Source organism: Streptomyces sp. CC53 (assembly GCF_001865245.1).
GTDB lineage: Bacteria > Actinomycetota > Actinomycetes > Streptomycetales > Streptomycetaceae > Streptomyces.
Window position 1 is genome coordinate 6019 of record NZ_MKXB01000075.1, and the last position, 16486, is coordinate 22504.

12 protein-coding genes are annotated in these 16486 nt (G+C 73.3%); 5 read left to right on the forward strand and 7 right to left on the reverse strand.

Annotation, left to right across the window (positions count from 1 at the left end):
- The first annotated feature begins 314 nt into the window (after positions 1-314).
- The 3 genes from dusB to BJP40_RS06940 all read left to right on the forward strand — a co-directional run bounded on the left by dusB (position 315) and on the right by BJP40_RS06940 (position 6406).
- The gene (gene dusB / locus BJP40_RS06930; RefSeq protein WP_071265072.1) at positions 315-1460 is read left to right on the forward strand and encodes a tRNA dihydrouridine synthase DusB; all 1146 of its coding nucleotides are present in this window, start codon (positions 315-317) and stop codon (positions 1458-1460) included.
- A gap of 429 nt (positions 1461-1889) precedes the next feature.
- Entirely contained in the window at positions 1890-4601 is a 2712-nt protein-coding gene (ppdK, locus tag BJP40_RS06935; RefSeq protein WP_071265070.1) for a pyruvate, phosphate dikinase, read from the forward strand.
- Positions 4602-5368: 767 nt separating this feature from the next.
- Complete coding sequence (locus tag BJP40_RS06940; RefSeq protein ID WP_107416729.1) at positions 5369-6406, forward strand: helix-turn-helix transcriptional regulator; 1038 nt, start codon at positions 5369-5371, stop codon at positions 6404-6406.
- A gap of 11 nt (positions 6407-6417) precedes the next feature.
- On the opposite strand, the gene BJP40_RS06945 is transcribed toward BJP40_RS06940, so the two are convergent.
- Complete coding sequence (locus BJP40_RS06945; RefSeq protein WP_071279488.1) at positions 6418-7575, reverse strand: alkaline phosphatase PhoX; 1158 nt, start codon at positions 7573-7575, stop codon at positions 6418-6420.
- 152 nt (positions 7576-7727) lie between these two features.
- Positions 7728-8282 carry a hypothetical protein gene (locus BJP40_RS06950; RefSeq protein WP_071279490.1) on the reverse strand — a complete coding sequence of 185 codons (555 nt, stop codon included), beginning with the start codon at positions 8280-8282 and terminating at the stop codon, positions 7728-7730.
- A 215-nt stretch (positions 8283-8497) separates the two neighbouring features.
- Here BJP40_RS06950 and BJP40_RS06955 point away from each other — a divergent pair, with 215 nt between their 5' ends.
- Positions 8498-8935: a VOC family protein gene (locus BJP40_RS06955; protein ID WP_071265064.1), complete on the forward strand. Its 438-nt coding sequence runs from the start codon at positions 8498-8500 to the stop codon at positions 8933-8935.
- An 87-nt stretch (positions 8936-9022) separates the two neighbouring features.
- On the opposite strand, the gene nirD is transcribed toward BJP40_RS06955, so the two are convergent.
- Genes nirD through BJP40_RS06970 form a run of 3 tightly spaced genes read right to left on the reverse strand, consistent with a single transcriptional unit; the run spans position 9023 to position 13051 of the window.
- Positions 9023-9349 (reverse strand): nitrite reductase small subunit NirD, encoded by a 327-nt coding sequence (gene nirD / locus BJP40_RS06960; protein ID WP_071279492.1) that lies wholly within the window; start codon positions 9347-9349, stop codon positions 9023-9025.
- The gene (nirB, locus tag BJP40_RS06965) at positions 9346-11868 is read right to left on the reverse strand and encodes a nitrite reductase large subunit NirB (RefSeq protein ID WP_071279493.1); all 2523 of its coding nucleotides are present in this window, start codon (positions 11866-11868) and stop codon (positions 9346-9348) included. Before nirB ends, nirD begins: the two co-directional genes overlap by 4 nt.
- 1 nt (position 11869) lies before the next feature.
- Entirely contained in the window at positions 11870-13051 is a 1182-nt protein-coding gene (locus tag BJP40_RS06970) for an NAD(P)/FAD-dependent oxidoreductase (RefSeq protein ID WP_071279495.1), read from the reverse strand.
- Positions 13052-13443: 392 nt separating this feature from the next.
- Between BJP40_RS06970 and BJP40_RS06975 the strand changes: the two genes are divergently transcribed.
- Complete coding sequence (locus BJP40_RS06975; protein WP_071279500.1) at positions 13444-14223, forward strand: TSUP family transporter; 780 nt, start codon at positions 13444-13446, stop codon at positions 14221-14223.
- Positions 14224-14557: 334 nt separating this feature from the next.
- On the opposite strand, the gene BJP40_RS06980 is transcribed toward BJP40_RS06975, so the two are convergent.
- Entirely contained in the window at positions 14558-15199 is a 642-nt protein-coding gene (locus BJP40_RS06980) for a class F sortase (protein ID WP_071279496.1), read from the reverse strand.
- Positions 15200-15408: 209 nt separating this feature from the next.
- Positions 15409-15954 carry a hypothetical protein gene (locus BJP40_RS06985; protein ID WP_071279498.1) on the reverse strand — a complete coding sequence of 182 codons (546 nt, stop codon included), beginning with the start codon at positions 15952-15954 and terminating at the stop codon, positions 15409-15411.
- Positions 15955-16486: the final 532 nt, after the last annotated feature.

The following is a 16486-nucleotide window of genomic DNA, read 5'->3' on the forward strand; positions in this document are numbered from 1 at the left end:
GACGGCCCCGCCGCTCCCGCCGCACGCCCGCACTCCGTACGGACCTCTGCCGTGTGCCGTGTGCCGCCGCGCCCGCGCCTGGTGGGAGGCCCGCGCTTCACTCGGTCCTCCGCCGCCCGCCTCCGCGTGCCGTCCTGTGCCGCCCGCCGTCCCGTGCGGACTGCCTGCCTGCCGCCGCATCCGCACCCCGGCTCTGCGGCCCGGCACACCCTCGCCCGCTGCCCGCCGCCGGGTCCCTGTGCCGTCCGCCGTCTCGCCGGAGGCCGCCCTCCGCCGGGGGCCGTGTCCCGCGGGGGATACGCGACAATGGGGCAATGACCGCGTTCAGCCCCTTCGCTCCCTTGTCGATCGGTCCGCACACCGTGCAGCCGCCGGTGGTGCTCGCCCCCATGGCCGGCATCACGAACGCCCCGTTCCGGACGCTGTGCCGCGAGTTCAGCGGCGGCAAGGGGCTGTTCGTGAGTGAGATGATCACGACGCGGGCGCTGGTCGAGCGCAACGAGAAGACCATGCAGCTGATCCACTTCGACGCGAGCGAGACACCGCGCTCGATCCAGCTCTACGGGGTGGACCCGGTCACCGTCGGCAAGGCGGTGCGCATGATCGTCGACGAGGACCTCGCGGACCACATCGACCTGAACTTCGGCTGCCCGGTCCCGAAGGTGACCCGCAAGGGCGGTGGGTCGGCCCTCCCGTACAAGCGGCCGTTGCTGCGGGCGATTCTGCACGAGGCCGTGACCAACGCCGGGGACCTGCCGGTCACCATGAAGATGCGCAAGGGCATCGACGACGACCACATCACGTACCTCGACGCGGGGCGCATCGCCGTCGAGGAGGGCGTGACCGCGATCGCCCTGCACGGGCGCACCGCCGCCCAGCACTACGGCGGCACCGCCGACTGGGACGCCATCGCGCGGCTCAAGGAGCACGTGCCGGAGATCCCGGTGCTCGGCAACGGCGACATCTGGTCGGCGCAGGACGCCCTGCGCATGATGCGGCGGACCGGCTGTGACGGGGTCGTCGTGGGGCGCGGCTGCCTGGGTCGCCCCTGGCTCTTCGGGGACCTCGTGGCGGCGTTCGAAGGGACGGGCACCTCGGCCGCGCCGACGCTGCGGGAGGTCGCGGACGTCATGGTGCGGCACGCGCGGCTGCTGGGGGAGTGGATCGGTGACGAGGCGCGCGGTGTCATCGACTTCCGCAAGCACGTGGCCTGGTACCTGAAGGGCTTCGCCGTCGGGTCCGAGATGCGCAAGCGCCTCGCGGTCACCTCCTCCCTGGACGAGCTGCGCGCTCAGTTGAGCGAGCTGGACCTGGACCAGCCCTGGCCGACCGGCGCGGACGGCCCGCGGGGGCGGACCTCGGGGAACAACCGGGTCGTCCTGCCGGACGGCTGGTTGAAGGACCCGTACGACTGCGCGGCCGTGAGTTCCGACGCGGAACTGGACACTTCGGGCGGCTGACCAGGGGCGGAGGGGCTCGTCGGGATGTTCCGGCGGGCCCCTTCCGTGCGTCCGGATCGTGGGATCCGGAGGGCGCCGGCGGCGTGATTCTCGCCACCCCTGATAGGGGTTGCGCTCAGATGAGCGGATTGAGGGCGGGTGTACTTCTCTAAGGGTGGCACTGAGTGCCATCTCTTCATGCATTCAAGAAGTGAACACATGAAGGCTGCCGCCGCTCATGTGAGCGGCTCACCCGCTCTTCTGTGAGGCGTATGCTTCAAGGGGTGAATCCTCGGGCGCCTGCGACGCAACGTCGTCGTAACTTTCAATCTGTTGGCGGACGCGTGGTTAAGGCCCCATGACGGGTAGGCGTACATACCCAGACGCCTTCGATCTGGGTATGTTCCTCGCCGTCAGGGCAGCCACCGCGTCTCCGAGGAGTCGAGACCCGTGTCGGAAATCAAAGATCAGAAGTTCGTCTACGACTTCACCGAGGGCAACAAGGACCTCAAGGACCTTCTCGGTGGTAAAGGCGCCAACCTCGCCGAGATGACCAACCTCGGTCTCCCGGTGCCACCCGGCTTCACGATCACCACCGAGGCGTGCAAGGTCTACCTGGAGAGCGGCTCCGAGCCGTCCGCCCTGCGGGACGAGGTGAGCGCCCACCTCGCCTCCCTGGAAGAGACGATGGGGAAGAAGCTCGGCCAGGCCGACAACCCGCTCCTCGTCTCCGTCCGCTCCGGCGCCAAGTTCTCCATGCCGGGCATGATGGACACCGTCCTCAACATCGGCCTGTCCGACACGTCCGTGGAGGGCCTGGCGCAGCAGTCCGGCGACGAGCGGTTCGCCTGGGACTCGTACCGCCGCCTCATCCAGATGTTCGGCAAGACCGTGCTGGGCGTCGAGGGCGAGCTCTTCGAGGAGGCCCTGGACGACGCGAAGAAGGCCAAGAAGGTCACGGTCGACACCGACCTGGAGCCCGCCGACCTGAAGAAGCTCGTCCGGAAGTTCAAGAAGATCGTCAAGGACGAGGCCGGCCGCGACTTCCCGCAGGACCCGCGCGAGCAGATGGACCTCGCCATCAAGGCGGTCTTCGACTCCTGGAACGGCGACCGCGCCAAGCTGTACCGCCGCCAGGAGCGCATCCCGCACGACCTGGGCACCGCCGTCAACGTCTGCACCATGGTCTTCGGCAACCTCGGCCCCGACTCCGGCACCGGCGTCGCCTTCACCCGTGACCCCGCCTCCGGCCACCAGGGCGTGTACGGCGACTACCTGCAGAACGCGCAGGGCGAGGACGTCGTGGCCGGCATCCGCAACACGGTCCCGCTCGCCGAGCTGGAGTCCATCGACAAGGCGTCGTACGACCAGCTCATGGCGATCATGGAGAAGCTGGAGAACCACTACAAGGACCTCTGCGACATCGAGTTCACGATCGAGCGCGGTCAGCTGTGGATGCTCCAGACCCGGGTCGGCAAGCGCACCGCGGGCGCCGCCTTCCGGATCGCCACCCAGCTCGTCGACCAGGGCCTCATCGACGAGGCCGAGGCGCTCCAGCGGGTCACCGGCGCGCAGCTCGCCCAGCTCATGTTCCCGCGCTTCGACGAGAAGGCGGCCGTCGAGAAGGTCGCCCGCGGCATCGCCGCCTCCCCGGGCGCGGCCGTCGGCAAGGCCGTGTTCGACTCGTACACCGCCGTCAAGTGGTCCCGCTCCGGTGAGAAGGTCATCCTCATCCGCCGCGAGACGAACCCGGACGACCTGGACGGCATGATCGCCGCCGAGGGCATCCTCACCTCGCGCGGCGGCAAGACCTCGCACGCCGCCGTCGTCGCCCGCGGCATGGGCAAGACCTGCGTCTGCGGTGCCGAGGAGCTGGAGGTCGACACCAAGCGCCGCCGCATGACGGTACCCGGCGGCCACGTCGTCGAGGAGGGCGACGTCATCTCCATCGACGGCTCCACCGGCAAGGTATACCTCGGAGAGGTACCCGTCGTACCGTCCCCGGTGGTCGAGTACTTCGAGGGCCGCATGCACGCCGGCGCCGACGACGCCGACGAGCTCGTCCAGTCCGTGCACCGCATGATGGCCTACGCCGACCGCCGCCGCCGGCTGCGGGTGCGCGCCAACGCCGACAACGCCGAGGACGCGTCGCGCGCCCGCCGGTTCGGCGCCCAGGGCATCGGTCTGTGCCGCACGGAGCACATGTTCCTCGGCGAGCGCCGCCAGTACGTCGAGCGGCTCATCCTCGCCGACACGGACGCCGAGCGCGAGGACGCCCTGAAGGCGCTGCTGCCGCTGCAGAAGGGCGACTTCGTCGAGCTGTTCGAGGCGATGGACGGCCTGCCGGTCACGGTCCGCCTCCTGGACCCGCCGCTGCACGAGTTCCTGCCCGACATCACCGAGCTGTCGGTGCGCGTCGCCCTCGCGGAGTCCCGCAAGGAGCCGCACGAGAACGAGCTGCGCCTGCTCCAGGCCGTGCACCGGCTGCACGAGCAGAACCCGATGCTGGGCCTGCGCGGTGTCCGCCTCGGCCTGGTCATCCCCGGCCTGTTCACCATGCAGGTGCGGGCCATCGCGGAGGCCGCGGCCGAGCGGATCGACGCCAAGGGCGACCCGCGTGTCGAGATCATGATCCCGCTCGTCGGCACCGTCCAGGAGCTGGAGCTGGTCCGCGAGGAGGCCGAGCAGGTCATCGCCGAGGTCGCGCAGTCCAGCGGCGTCGAACTGCAGCTGGCGCTCGGCACCATGATCGAACTGCCGCGCGCCGCCGTGACGGCCGGGCAGATCGCGGAGGCCGCCGAGTTCTTCTCGTTCGGCACGAACGACCTCACGCAGACCGTGTGGGGCTTCTCCCGGGACGACGTGGAGGCCAGCTTCTTCACCGCGTACCTGGAGAAGGGCATCTTCGGCGTCAGCCCGTTCGAGACCATCGACAAGGACGGCGTCGGGGCCCTGGTCCGCCACGCCGTGGAGGCCGGCCGGGCCACCCGCCCGGACATCAAGCTCGGTGTCTGCGGCGAGCACGGCGGCGACCCCGAGTCGGTCCACTTCTTCCACGAGGTCGGTCTCGACTACGTCTCCTGCTCGCCGTTCCGGATCCCGGTGGCGCGCCTGGAGGCGGGCCGTGCCGCGGCGCAGTCCACCGGCAGCGACAGCCGCTGACCCGGGCCCGCCGGCCGCCCGCACCCGCGGGCGGCCACCCGGGCCGCCCTGAACCGCCCCTCCGGCCGCCCTCTCCGGAACGGCCACCCCCCGGGCCGTCCCGTACGGCCCCGGCCGTCCGCTCCCACGGGACGGCCGACCCCCGGCTGCCGGGGCCGCCGCCTGTCTCCGACCAGTACCGATCGGCGGCGGTCCCGGCGCACCACCACGCGCCGCCCGCGTCACGGGGCGGCAACCTGCCCAGGCCACCGGGGCCGCCGTCTGTCACCCGACCCTCACCGATCGGCGGCGGCCCCGGTACACCGAGACGGGGCGGACACCTTGTGCGGAGGTGTCCGCCCCGTACTGTTTCGTCCAGTGTGTGTCATGCAGGTGCCCCATGAATTACGAGCGGTTGAATTCCTGCAAGTTGAAGTTCGGACTTTTTGTGGGCCGGTGACTTCGCGTCAATTCTCCGCCTTGTGCCCGCAAACGGCAGGGCGGAGCGCGGCCACCGGATCCCCACCCGCCGACCGCGCCCCATTACCCCTGCCAGACAGGAGAGCCGCAACCTTTCAGGCCCGCCGCCGGGCGTGAGAAGCCCCCCACGGTCTTCGACACGCCACCTCGGTCCTGAAGGTTTCCTGTCCGACGGCGTACAGCTTTTCGGTTCGGGGCCACCCCTGGCCATAGGTTTCAAGTGTGGCTGAAATGCCGTGGTAACAACCTGTGATGGCATGCATACTCATCGGTGGGGGGTGATTGCGGATGCAACAGGTGGGGGTTCAGTGCTTCGTATACATTTCACCGGTGCGGATCTCGCCGGGGTTCGGATGGCCGCCCGGCCCGACGTCCTCTGGGAAACGGTTCTCAGCTTTCACCGATTGCGGGACCGCCGCGGCGCGCTGGTCTACGGGGAATGGCGAGCCCAAACGCGCACGCGGCTCAACGGCGAAACGCGGCTGCTGGGCGCGCTCGTGCCGGCCCGGGGCTATTTCCCGGACTTCCTGACGCCCCCGGAGGGCCTGCACGGCCTCGACCCGGCCCTGGAGGCGCTGCGGGCGACACCGCTGGAGCGGATGGCCGCCGAGCTGGAGCTGCTGGCCGCGGAGCGCCCCGCGGCGGCCCCGCTGCCGTCCTGGACGGCGGGCCTGGGCGACGGGCGCCCGGAGTCCTTCAGCCGCCTCCTCGGAGCCCTGCGCGGCTACCACCGGGCCGCCATCGAACCGTACTGGACGTACATCCAGTCCCGGGTGGAGGCGGACCGCGCCGTGCGCGGCCGGGCGCTGCTCGACGGCGGCGCCGAGGAGCTGCTGGCGTCGCTGCCGCCGATGCTGCGGTGGCGGGCGCCCGTCCTGGAGGCGGACTACCCCGTCGACCGGGACGTGCACCTCGACGGGCGCGGGCTGCTGCTCCAGCCGTCGTACTTCTGCCGCGGCAGCGCCGTGACGTACCGCGATCCGGGGCTGCCCCCGGTCCTGGTCTACCCGGTGACCCACACCGACGCGCCCGCCGCGCACACGGAGCCGGACGGGTCGCTGGGCCGGCTGGTGGGCCACACCCGGTCGGCCGTCCTGAAGGCGATAGGCCACGGCGGGACGACGAGCGAGCTGGCCCGCCGGGCGGGGGTGTCCCTGGCCTCGGCCAGCCAGCACGCCGGTGTGCTGCGCGACGCCGGCCTCGTCGTCACGCTGCGCCAGGGCAGCTCCGTGCTGCACACCCTGACGCCGTTGGGCGCCGCCCTGCTGCACGGCGGCGCCCGGCCGGAGGTGCGGGAGAGGGCCCGCAGCCGGGGCTACGCCCGCAACGGGCCCGTCACCTCGTAGGCGGTGCCGGGCTAGGCCCGGAACGGCCCCGTGACCTCGTAGGTGATGCCGCCGGACGAGCTGCCGCTCGTGCCGCGCTGGCTGGAGAAGTACAGCCGCGTGCCGTCGGGCGAGAAGGCGGGGCCGCAGATCTCCGAGCTCGACTGGCCGGTGATCCGCAGGAACGGCGCGACGACGTCGTCCGGCGTGATCACGCAGATCTCCATGTTGCCGCCGTCCTCGGCCACGTACAGGTCGCCCGAGGACGCGCCGGTGATGTTGTCCACGCCGGTCAGCGGCGCGGTGCCGCTCACCAGCGAGTCGTCGTACGCCAGCTGGTAGGTGTTGGCGGCGACGTTCAGCTGCCAGACCCGGTTGTCGCCCTTGGTGGTGAACCAGACGGTGTCGTTGGCGTAGTGGCACCCCTCGCCGCCGTTGAACCGCTTCGCGCCCTTGACCTGCTTGCGCGTGGCGGTGGGGGAGCCGTCCGGGTCGGGGACGTTCGCCCAGGTGAAGGTGCCGGACGTGGCCGAGCCGGCCTTCAGCACCTGGAGGGTGCCGGAGGACAGGTCGCCCCAGGTGTTCGGCACGAACCGGTAGAAGCAGCCGTCCGACATGTCCTCGGTCAGGTAGACGACCCGGCGGACCGGGTCCGCGGCGGCCGCCTCGTGGTTGAACCGCCCCATGGCGGGCCGCCGCACCGCGGCGTTCACGCCCCACGGGTCCGTCTCGTAGACGTAGCCGGTGGTGACCTCCTCGCAGGACAGCCAGGTGTCCCAGGGCGTCTTTCCACCCGCGCAGTTGCGGTTGGTGTGGGACAGGATCCGGTAGGCGTCGGTGATGTTGCCCGAGGAGTCGAACCGGACGGCGCCCGCGCCGCCCGTGCTGGAGATCTCCGAGTTCGACACGTAGATCCACCCGGTGCCGTCCGCGAAGCAGGCACCGCCGTCGGGGGCGCTGTGCCAGGTGTAGGCGGTGCCCGCGACCTTCTGGCCGGACCGGGCGACGACCCGGCTGGTGAAGCCGGCGGGGAGCCGGATGCCGTTGGCGTCGGCCGCGCCGAGCGGGCCGTACGGGCCGGTGCCGGGCTGCGCGGGGGCCGCGTAGGCCGCCCCCTGCATCAGGGTGTAACCGAAGGCCATGGCGGTGCCACCGGCGACCGCTCCGCGCAGGAAGCTGCGACGTTCCACGAGATCACTCCAGGGGGATCGTGACCGCCCCGTCGCTCGCTTCGGCGACGGGGTCGCGCGCTGCGGGAACTTACGAGTGCCGGATTGACGGTGCATCAACAAGTGGTGAAGCGGAAGAAGCGTGCGGCGGTCGGCTGGTCCGCGTCGCCGCGTCAGTGCTCCAGGAGGCCCTCGAGGGCGGTGGGGCGGTCCCGCCGGAACCCCTTGTACACCGCGACCGCGCCCGCGTCCGGCAGCCCCGCGTGGCCCACACCCACCCGGACGCGCCCGCCGCCAGGTGGACGGAGACCCGGCTCGTGCCGCCCCTCCCAGTCGGCGCTGAGGGACCTGCCGGGCCGGTGGGTGCGGACGGCCGAACCGGCCTCGGGCAGCCACCGGCCCCCTACGGCCCGGTCCGTGTACGCCTCGGTGATCCGCTCCGGCGGGGCGCTCGCGGTCTTGCTCACCGACGCCGGCCGGCCCCCGGTGGACGACTGCCCGACCTGGCGTAGCCCGCGCTCCTGCCGGTACCCCAGCGTGACCGACTGCGCGTACCAGCCGGATACGCCGTGCTCCTCCACCAGGTGGCGGGCCGTCTCCGCGTGGCCGCGCCCGGTGGCGCCCCGGGCGTCGAGCAGCGCCGACCAGCCCGCCCGGTCGCAGCCGGTCGCGGCGCGCAGGGCGTCATCCGGCGGCTTCTCGGTGATCCTCCGGCCGGCGGCGCTCATGCGGCGACGCCAGGACCGGCCGCCCGGCGCCGCAACACGGCCGGCCCACGGCACACCGGCGCTCCACGGAGCCGGCCGGCCCCGGGGCGGGGCGGCCGGCCCCGGGCGCGGCGGTCGGAAAAAGATCCCGGCGGCACCGATGAGTTCCGCCGCGCCCCCCGGTCCACCCTTCCGTAAGCGCCACCACGGCTCACCCGAAGGGACAGCGACCCGCCATGACCGCTCAGATGATCTTCGTGAACCTGCCGGTGAAGGACCTGGACGCGACCAAGGCGTTCTGGACGAAGCTGGGGTACTCCTTCAACCCCGAGTTCACCGACGAGAACGCAGCCTGCCTGGTCTTCAGCGACACGATCTTCGCGATGCTGCTGACGGAGCCGTTCTACCGCTCGTTCACCGACAAGGAGGTCGCCGACGCCGCCACCACCACCGAGACCATGATCGCGCTCAGCGCGGAGAGCCGCGCGAAGGTGGACGAGCTCGTCGACACCGCCCTCGCCCACGGCGGCACGCCGGGCAACGCCACCCAGGAGTACGGCGACTGGATGTACAGCCGCTCCTTCCAGGACCCGGACCACCACATCTGGGAGATCGTCTGGATGGACGTCGAGAAGATGCGGGCGCAGGCCGGGCCCGGGGCCCCGCAGGACTGACGGCCACCGGGCCGTCCCCGCGGGCGGCCGACGACGGGGTCCGTGCCACCACGGACCCCGCGTCGACGTTCCCCTCGCGGCGCGGGCTCAGGCGGTCCGCACCGGGTAGACGTCCACCGCCACCTCGTCGTCGTCCAGGCACCGCCCCGTCTCCAGGTCGAAGCGCTGCTTCAGCAGCGGCGACGCCACGAACGTCCGCCCCGCGGCCGTGCCGATCAGCCCGCGGGCCAGCACCTGGGCGCCGGTGAACGGGTCGCGGTTGTCGATCGCGTACAGCCGCCCCGACCGGTCCCGGAACAGCGCCGCCTGGCGGCCGTCCGGCAGCAGCGCCGCCATGCCCCGGCCGGGCGTCAGCACCTCCGGGTCGCAGACCGGCAGCCACTCGCCGCCGCCGGGGGAGAGTTCCAGCTTCATCGCGCGCTGACCCCTTCCAGGGTGAGGATCGTCAGGTTCGGCTTCATCTGGTCCCGCTCCGGTACGAACTGCACCGTCGGGTCCGGTGTCTCGGGGGCGTTCACGAACGACACGAACCGGCGCAGCCGCTCCGGGTCGTTCAGCGTCTCCGCCCACTCGTCGCGGAAGTTCGCCACGTGCCGGGCCATCAGCTCGTCCAGCTCCTCGCCGATGCCCAGCGAGTCCTCCACCACGACCTGCCGCACGTGGTCGAAGCCGATCCGCTCGATCCACGGCGCCGTGCGCTCCAGCCGCTCCGCCGTGCGGACGTAGTACATGAGGAACCGGTCGATCAGCCGGACCAGCTCCGCGTCCGACAGGTCCTTGGCCAGCAGGTCGGCGTGGCGCGGGTTCGCGCCGCCGTTGCCGCCCACGTACAGGTTCCAGCCGTTGGCCGTCGCGATGATGCCGAAGTCCTTGCTCTGCGCCTCCGCGCACTCCCGCTGGCAGCCGGAGACCCCCGACTTCAGCTTGTGCGGCGCCCGCAGGCCCCGGTAGCGCAGCTCCAGGTCGATCGCCATCCGCACCGAGTCCTGCACGCCGTACCGGCACCAGGTCTGCCCCACGCAGGACTTCACGGTCCGCAGCGCCTTGCCGTAGGCGTGCCCCGACTCGAAGCCCGCGTCGACCAGCCGCGCCCAGATGCCCGGGAGCTGCTCGACCCGCGCCCCGAACATGTCGATCCGCTGCGCACCGGTGATCTTCATGTAGAGGCCGTGGTCCTTGGCGACCTCGCCGAGGACGATCAGCTTCTCCGGGGTGATCTCACCGCCCGGGATGCGCGGCACGATCGAGTACGAGCCGTTCTTCTGGATGTTGGCGAGGAAGTGGTCGTTGGTGTCCTGGAGGGCCGCCTGCTCCCCGTCCAGGATGTAGCCGTTCGACAGGGACGCCAGGATCGAGGCCACGGTGGGCTTGCAGACCTCGCAGCCCTCGCCGCCCCGCGCCTCCTCCCGCCCGTAGCGGTCGAGGAGCTCCGCGTACGAGGTGATCCGCAGCACCTGCACGATCTCGTACAGCTCCTGCCGCGTCCTGGCGAAGCAGGTGCACAGGCCGCCGTCGCCGCTCTTGGGCAGCAGCTTCTCGATGACCTTGACGCAACTGCCGCAGCCCGTGCCCGCCTTGGTGCACTTCTTCACCTCGGGCAGCGTCGTGTGCTCGCAGATCGCGCCCTTGGTCACGTTGTGGCAGGAGCAGATCACCGCGTCGTCCGGCAGCGCCTCCGGGCCCAGCGCGACCGGGGCGCCCGCACCCGCGGGCAGCACCAGCTGCTCCGCCGACACGGGCGGCACGGTCCCGGTCAGCGGCCGCAGCATCCCGTACTGCTCGGCGTCGCCGACCAGGACACCGCCCAGCAGCGTGCCGTCCGCCGCGACCACCAGCTTCTTGTAGATGCCGGACCGCGAGTCGGAGTAGACCACGTCGAGGCAGCCCTCGGTGGTGCCGTGCGCGTCGCCGAACGACGCCACGTCCACGCCCAGCAGCTTCAGCTTCGTGGAGGTGTCCGCCCCGGTGAACGACGCCTCCCGCTCCACGATGGTGTCGGCGGCCGCCAGCGCCATCTCGTAGCCCGGCGCCACCAGGCCGTACACCCTGCCGTCCGCCGCGAGCGCGCACTCGCCGATCGCGAACACGGCCGGGTCGGAGGTGCGGCACCGCTCGTCGACGACGATGCCGCCGCGCTCCCCGACCTCCAGGCCGCAGTCCCGGCCCAGCTGGTCGCGGGGGCGGACACCCGCCGAGAACACCACCAGGTCGGTGGCCAGCTCCGAGCCGTCCGACAGCTTCATGCCGGTCACGGTGCCGTCCTCGGCGGCGATGACCTCCTGGGTGCCGACGCCCGTGTGCACGGACAGGCCCATGCCCTCGATGGTGCGCAGCAGCGCCGCGCCGCCGCCCTCGTCCACCTGCACCGGCATGAGCCGCGGAGCGAACTCCACCACGTGCGTGCGCAGTCCCAGGCCCTTCAGCGCGCCGGCCGCCTCCAGGCCGAGCAGGCCGCCGCCCACCACGGCACCGGTCGCGGCGCCCTTCGCGTACTCCTCGATGGCGAGGAGGTCCTCGATGGTCCGGTAGACGAAGCAGCCCGTCGCGTCCCTGCCGGGGACCGGCGGCACGAACGGGTAGGAGCCGGTGGCCAGGACCAGGGTGTCGTACGGGAACACCGCGCCCGACCGTGCGGTCACCGTGCGGGCCTCCCGGTCGACCGCGACCGCGGGGTCGCCGGTGTGCAGTTCGATGCCGTGCTCGGCCATGAACCCCTCGGGCACCATGGACAGCTCGTCGGGCGTCGTGCCGGAGAAGTACGAGGTGAGGTGGACCCGGTCGTAGGCGGGCCGCGGCTCCTCGCACAGCACGACCACCCGCGCCCGCGCGGTCATGCCGCGCTCGGCGAGGGCCTCCAGGAAGCGCTGGCCGACCATGCCGTGGCCGACGAGGACGATGGTGGGCGTGTTCGCAGCCCCGGGCGTGTGCGGCATGTCAGGAGCCTCCGTCGTGGGTGAGCAGGTGCAGCAGGGGAGCGTCCGGGAGGGCTTCGTCGCCCTCCCACGCCCGGGCGAGCGTGCCGACCGCGGCGAGGTCGCCGAGCAGCACGCCACCGACCAGCCGGTCCCCGCGGACGACGACCTTCCGGTACGCCCCGCGGGTCGCGTCGGCCAGCCGTACGGTGTCGTCGCCCGGCTGCGGCACGGCCTCGCCGAACGCCGCGAGTTCCAGGGCGTCCAGGCTGAGCCGGGTCAGGGCGCGCGTGCCCCGGTAGCGGGCGGAGCCCCCGGACAGGAGGTCCGCCAGGACGTCGGCCTGCTCCAGAGCCGCCCCGGCCAGCCCGTAGAGCCGCCCGTCGTGCTCGGCGCAGTCGCCGATGGCGTGGATGTACGGATCGGAGGTGCGCAGCTCGTCGTCGACGACGACGCCGCGCCGCACCTCCAGCCCCGCCTCCAGGGCGAGGCCCACGCGCGGCCGCACCCCGCAGGCCAGCACGACCAGGTCCGCGTCCAGCACGAACCCGTCGGCCAGCTCCACCGCGGTGACGGCGCCGCCCGCGGTCCTCAGGCCGCGCACCCGGCATTCGGTGTGGACCTCCACGCCCAGCTCGGCCAGGTGCGCGCGCAGCAGCCCGGACGCCTCGGCGTCGAGCTGGCGCTCCATCAGGTGCTCGCCCTGCTGGGCCAGCACCACCTCGGCGCCCCGGGCCGCGAGCGCCCTGGCCGCGGACACCCCGAGCAGCCCGCCGCCGATGACGACGGCCCGCGCGCCCTCGCGCACCAGCGCGTCGAGCGCCAGACAGTCGTCCAGCGTGCGGAACGCGTACACCCCGGCCGGCAGCCGGCCGCTCCCGGCCAGTCCCCGCAGCGGGGGCAGCACCGGGTTCGAGCCGGTGGCCAGGACCAGCCGGTCGTATGCGACCCGGGTCCCGTCGCCGCAGTGCACCTCGCGGGCCTCCCGGTCGATGCCGGTGACCCGCACACCGCGGCGCACCGGCTCGCCCCGCGGCGACGGGAGGGCGATGACCTCGGGCCCGTACCGGCCGGCCAGGACGTCCGCGAGCAGCACCCTGTTGTAGGGGGCGTGCGGCTCCTCGCCGAGCAGGGTGACGGGGAGCCGCTCGGCGAGGCGTGCCCCCGCCGTGCCGCCGCCGACGACCACGATCCGTGTACTCATGTCCAGCAGCGTGCGTCGGCGGTGTTTCCCGGCGGGATCCCGGTTGTTTCGCGGGAGGAAAGCTGACCTCAGCGGGCACGGTACGGGGACGTGAGGAACCGCCGCGCGGCGGGCGGCCGGCACACGACGGGGCCCCCGCCCGCCTGTACACCTCCACGGGAGACCGGCGCCCGCTCCACCGCCAGGGGGCAGGGCCGGGCCCGGGCGCCCGGCGCCCACCACACCCGCCCCCGGCGCGGGGCGCGGGGCTTCGCGCCCGTGGACCGCAGCGCCCGGGGCCCGGGTGCCCGGTGACCGGCCGGCGGTGCACCCGACCTGCCCGTGCGGGAAGCCCACCCGCGGCAGCCGTAACCGATGGACGGAGACTCCATCCCTTACATAAGGTCATGGTCATGCCCGACATACCGCTGACCGTCCTCGTACTGCTCTGCCTGGCCGCCCTGGTGGCGGGCTGGATCGACGCCGTGGTCGGCGGCGGTGGCCTGCTGCTCATCCCCGCGCTGCTCATCGGTCTGCCGCAGGTGCCTGCGGCCCAGGTGCTCGGCACCAACAAGGCCGTCGCGATCGTGGGCACGACCGGCGCGGCCGTCACCTACGTCCGCAGGGCGCCCGTCCGGGTGGCCAGGGCCCTGCGCATCGGCCTGGCGGCGCTCGCCGGCTCGATGGGCGGCGCCTTCTTCGCCGCGGGCATCAGCAGCGAGGTGCTCCGCCCGGTCATCCTCGTCGTGCTGGTGGGCGTCGCCGCCTTCGTGCTGCTGCGCCCGTCCTTCGGCACGGGGGAGGCGCAGGCGGGGCCGGTCGGGCGGGCCAGGGCGGTGACCGCGGTCGTCCTCGTCGGCGGCGGCATTGGCTTCTACGACGGGCTGTTCTGCCCCGGGACCGGGACCTTCCTGGTGCTGTCCCTGACCGCCGTCCTGCACCTGGACCTCGTGACGGCCTCGGCCACCGCCAAGATCGTGAACGTGTGCACCAACGTGGGCGCGCTCGCCATGTTCGCCTACCAGGGCAACGTGCTGTGGCAGTTGGCGGCCCTCATGGCCGCGTTCAACCTGGTGGGCGGCATGCTGGGCGCGCGGATGGCCCTGAGCAAGGGCGCGGAGTTCGTCCGCGGAGTGCTGCTGGTGGTGGTGTTCTCGCTGGTCGCGAAGCTGGCGTTCGACCAGTGGACGTGAGCCCCGGCGGGCCGCCCGGCGAGGCTGGGGCGACCGGCCCGCCACGACCGGTCGTGCGGCCTCCGCGACCCTTCACGCACAGGCCGGACGGCCGCAACCCGCGCGCCGACCGCACGCCGCCCGGGCGGCACGGGAGACGCGGGCGGCATTCTTCGCGTGCGTGACCGGCACCGGGTTGCCGGTGCCGGGCGTACAAGCGGGGAGCCGCCGGGTGGCGCGGCTCCCACCCCGGCGAGGCACGCGACGAACAGCCGCGGCCCCGGCCGCCCCGGCTCGCCGCCGCCGTGCGGCCCTGAGCACCCGACGCGGGGCGGTCCGCCCGGCGCCGGAGGCGCTACCGGGCGCCGATGAGGTGGGCGTACGCCACCACGTTGCCCTGGTAGCCGGTCTCCGGGGCGTAGTCGCCGCCGCAGGTGATCACGCGGAGCTCGGCGCGTGCGGCCCGGCCGTACACCTTGGCGTCGGGGAAGGCGTCGTTGTCGTACACCTCCACCGCGTCGACGGTGAAGACGGCGGTGCGCCCGTCGACCCGCGCCACCTCGATCCGGTCGCCCTTGCGCAGCGAGCCCAGCGCGTAGAAGACGGCGGGCCCCTGCGCGTTGTCGACGTGTCCCGCCATGATCGCCGTGCCCTCGGCTCCGGGCGGGGTGCCGTCCCGGTACCAGCCCGCCACGTTGCGGTTGCCCGGCGGCGGCACCTCCAGGCTGCCGTCCGGTGCCAGACCGAGCCGGACGACGGGCGCGTCGACGCCGATCCGCGGGATCCTGATCCGGACGGGCGCCGACGGCGTGAGCGGTTCGGCTGCGGCCGTCGTGTGCCAGCCCGGTCCCGCGGCGAACGCCTCGGCCGCGGACGGCGCCGGCGGGGTCGCGTGCTCGGAGCCGCTCTGCACCAGCCACAGCCCGAGGCACGCGGCGGCGGCCAGGCCCCAGCCCTTGTTGCTCCTGGCCTGGTGGTCCGCGGTGGAGCCGCTCATACGGGTGCCCTCCGGCGTCCTGCGGGGGTACGGGTACGGGCCGTGCGGTGCGGGGACGCGCGCGGCGGGCCGGTGCGGTACGGGGTGCGCCGTACGGGATCTCCCCGCCCCAGCCGCGGTCTCGGGGCCACGCGGCGGGGGCGGGGAGGTTCAGGGGGAGGGCACGGGGGCGGGTCGACGGCCCGGCCCGCGTGCCCCGGGTGCGCCCGTCAGCCGTCGCCGGCCGTCCGGCGGCGCAGCATCCACAGGCCGCCGCCCGCCGCCGCGGCCAGCAGGGCGGCGCCCGCCGCGATCCGGGCCGGGTCGGTGCCGACGCTGCCGCCCACTCCGGTCTTCACGTGCCCGTGCGGCATGTCGTGCTCGGGAGCCCGCGTCGGCTGGTGGCCGCCGCCGTCGTGCTTGGCCTCCACCACGAGGTCCCCGGCGGCGGTCTTGCCGTTGTCGCAGGCCACAGCGATGCCGTAGGTGCCGGGCTTGGTGTGGTCGGGCACGGTGAACCGGCCCACGGCGAGATCCTTGGGCGTGCCGGGCCGCAGCTTGAAGTCCCCGGCGCCCAGTGACTGGGCGTCGCCGACGCCGTGGCCGTCCGGCCCGCACGCTCGGGTGCTCACGGTGACCTTGGTGCCGGGGGCGGCCGTCGCCGGGTTCACCTCCAGGGCGCCGGATTCACCGGCGTGCGCCGCCGGCGCGGCCAGGGCGCCGAGGCAGAGCACCGCGAGAGCGGTACCGGTCAGCGGGCGGGACGTGCAGCGCATGGGGGTCCTCCGGGCAGGCGCGGCGGGGCTTCGTGCCTCCGAGCAAAGACGGCCCGGCCGCCGCCCGCTCGCTGATGCACTGTCAGGAACCATCGCGGCGGTCGGCAACGTCCCAGCTCAGGGCAGCAGGGGCCCCCGCGTGAGCCCGCTGGCGAACGGGTGAAACGATCACCGGACCGAGGAGGGGACCTGATGCGCCGCACACACACGACCGTCCGACGCGCGACACGGGAGACGGCACGCCGGGTGCTGCCGGGCCCCCGCAGGGACGTGCCCGTCGTGCCGCCCGGCCCGGGTGGGGCGCCGGGCTCCGTCGAGGCTCCCGGTTCCGGTGTGACCCCGGGCTCGGCCGTGGCCTCTGGTGCGGGCGGACCCGGCGGGCCCGCGTCCCCGGGCGGCACCCCGGCGGGCCCGGGTGCCTCGGAGCGCCCGGGCGGACCGGCGGGCCCCGGAGCCTCCGGGGGCCACGACCGGCCCGGGAGCCACGACGGAGCGGCGGGCCGCTCCCGCCCGGGGCCGGAGGGCACCGCGG

Excerpts from the sequence above, each read along its gene's own strand:
- BJP40_RS06980 (WP_071279496.1), bottom strand. The coding sequence starts at position 15,199 with ATGAGCGGCTCCACCGCGGACCACCAGGCCAGGAGCAACAAGGGCTGG.
- BJP40_RS06950 (WP_071279490.1), bottom strand. The coding sequence starts at position 8,282 with ATGAGCGCCGCCGGCCGGAGGATCACCGAGAAGCCGCCGGATGACGCC.
- nirD (WP_071279492.1), bottom strand. The coding sequence starts at position 9,349 with ATGAAGCTGGAACTCTCCCCCGGCGGCGGCGAGTGGCTGCCGGTCTGC.
- BJP40_RS06975 (WP_071279500.1), top strand. The coding sequence starts at position 13,444 with ATGCCCGACATACCGCTGACCGTCCTCGTACTGCTCTGCCTGGCCGCC.
- BJP40_RS06970 (WP_071279495.1), bottom strand. The coding sequence starts at position 13,051 with ATGAGTACACGGATCGTGGTCGTCGGCGGCGGCACGGCGGGGGCACGC.
- dusB (WP_071265072.1), top strand. The coding sequence starts at position 315 with ATGACCGCGTTCAGCCCCTTCGCTCCCTTGTCGATCGGTCCGCACACC.
- nirB (WP_071279493.1), bottom strand. The coding sequence starts at position 11,868 with ATGCCGCACACGCCCGGGGCTGCGAACACGCCCACCATCGTCCTCGTC.
- BJP40_RS06955 (WP_071265064.1), top strand. The coding sequence starts at position 8,498 with ATGACCGCTCAGATGATCTTCGTGAACCTGCCGGTGAAGGACCTGGAC.
- BJP40_RS06985 (WP_071279498.1), bottom strand. The coding sequence starts at position 15,954 with ATGCGCTGCACGTCCCGCCCGCTGACCGGTACCGCTCTCGCGGTGCTC.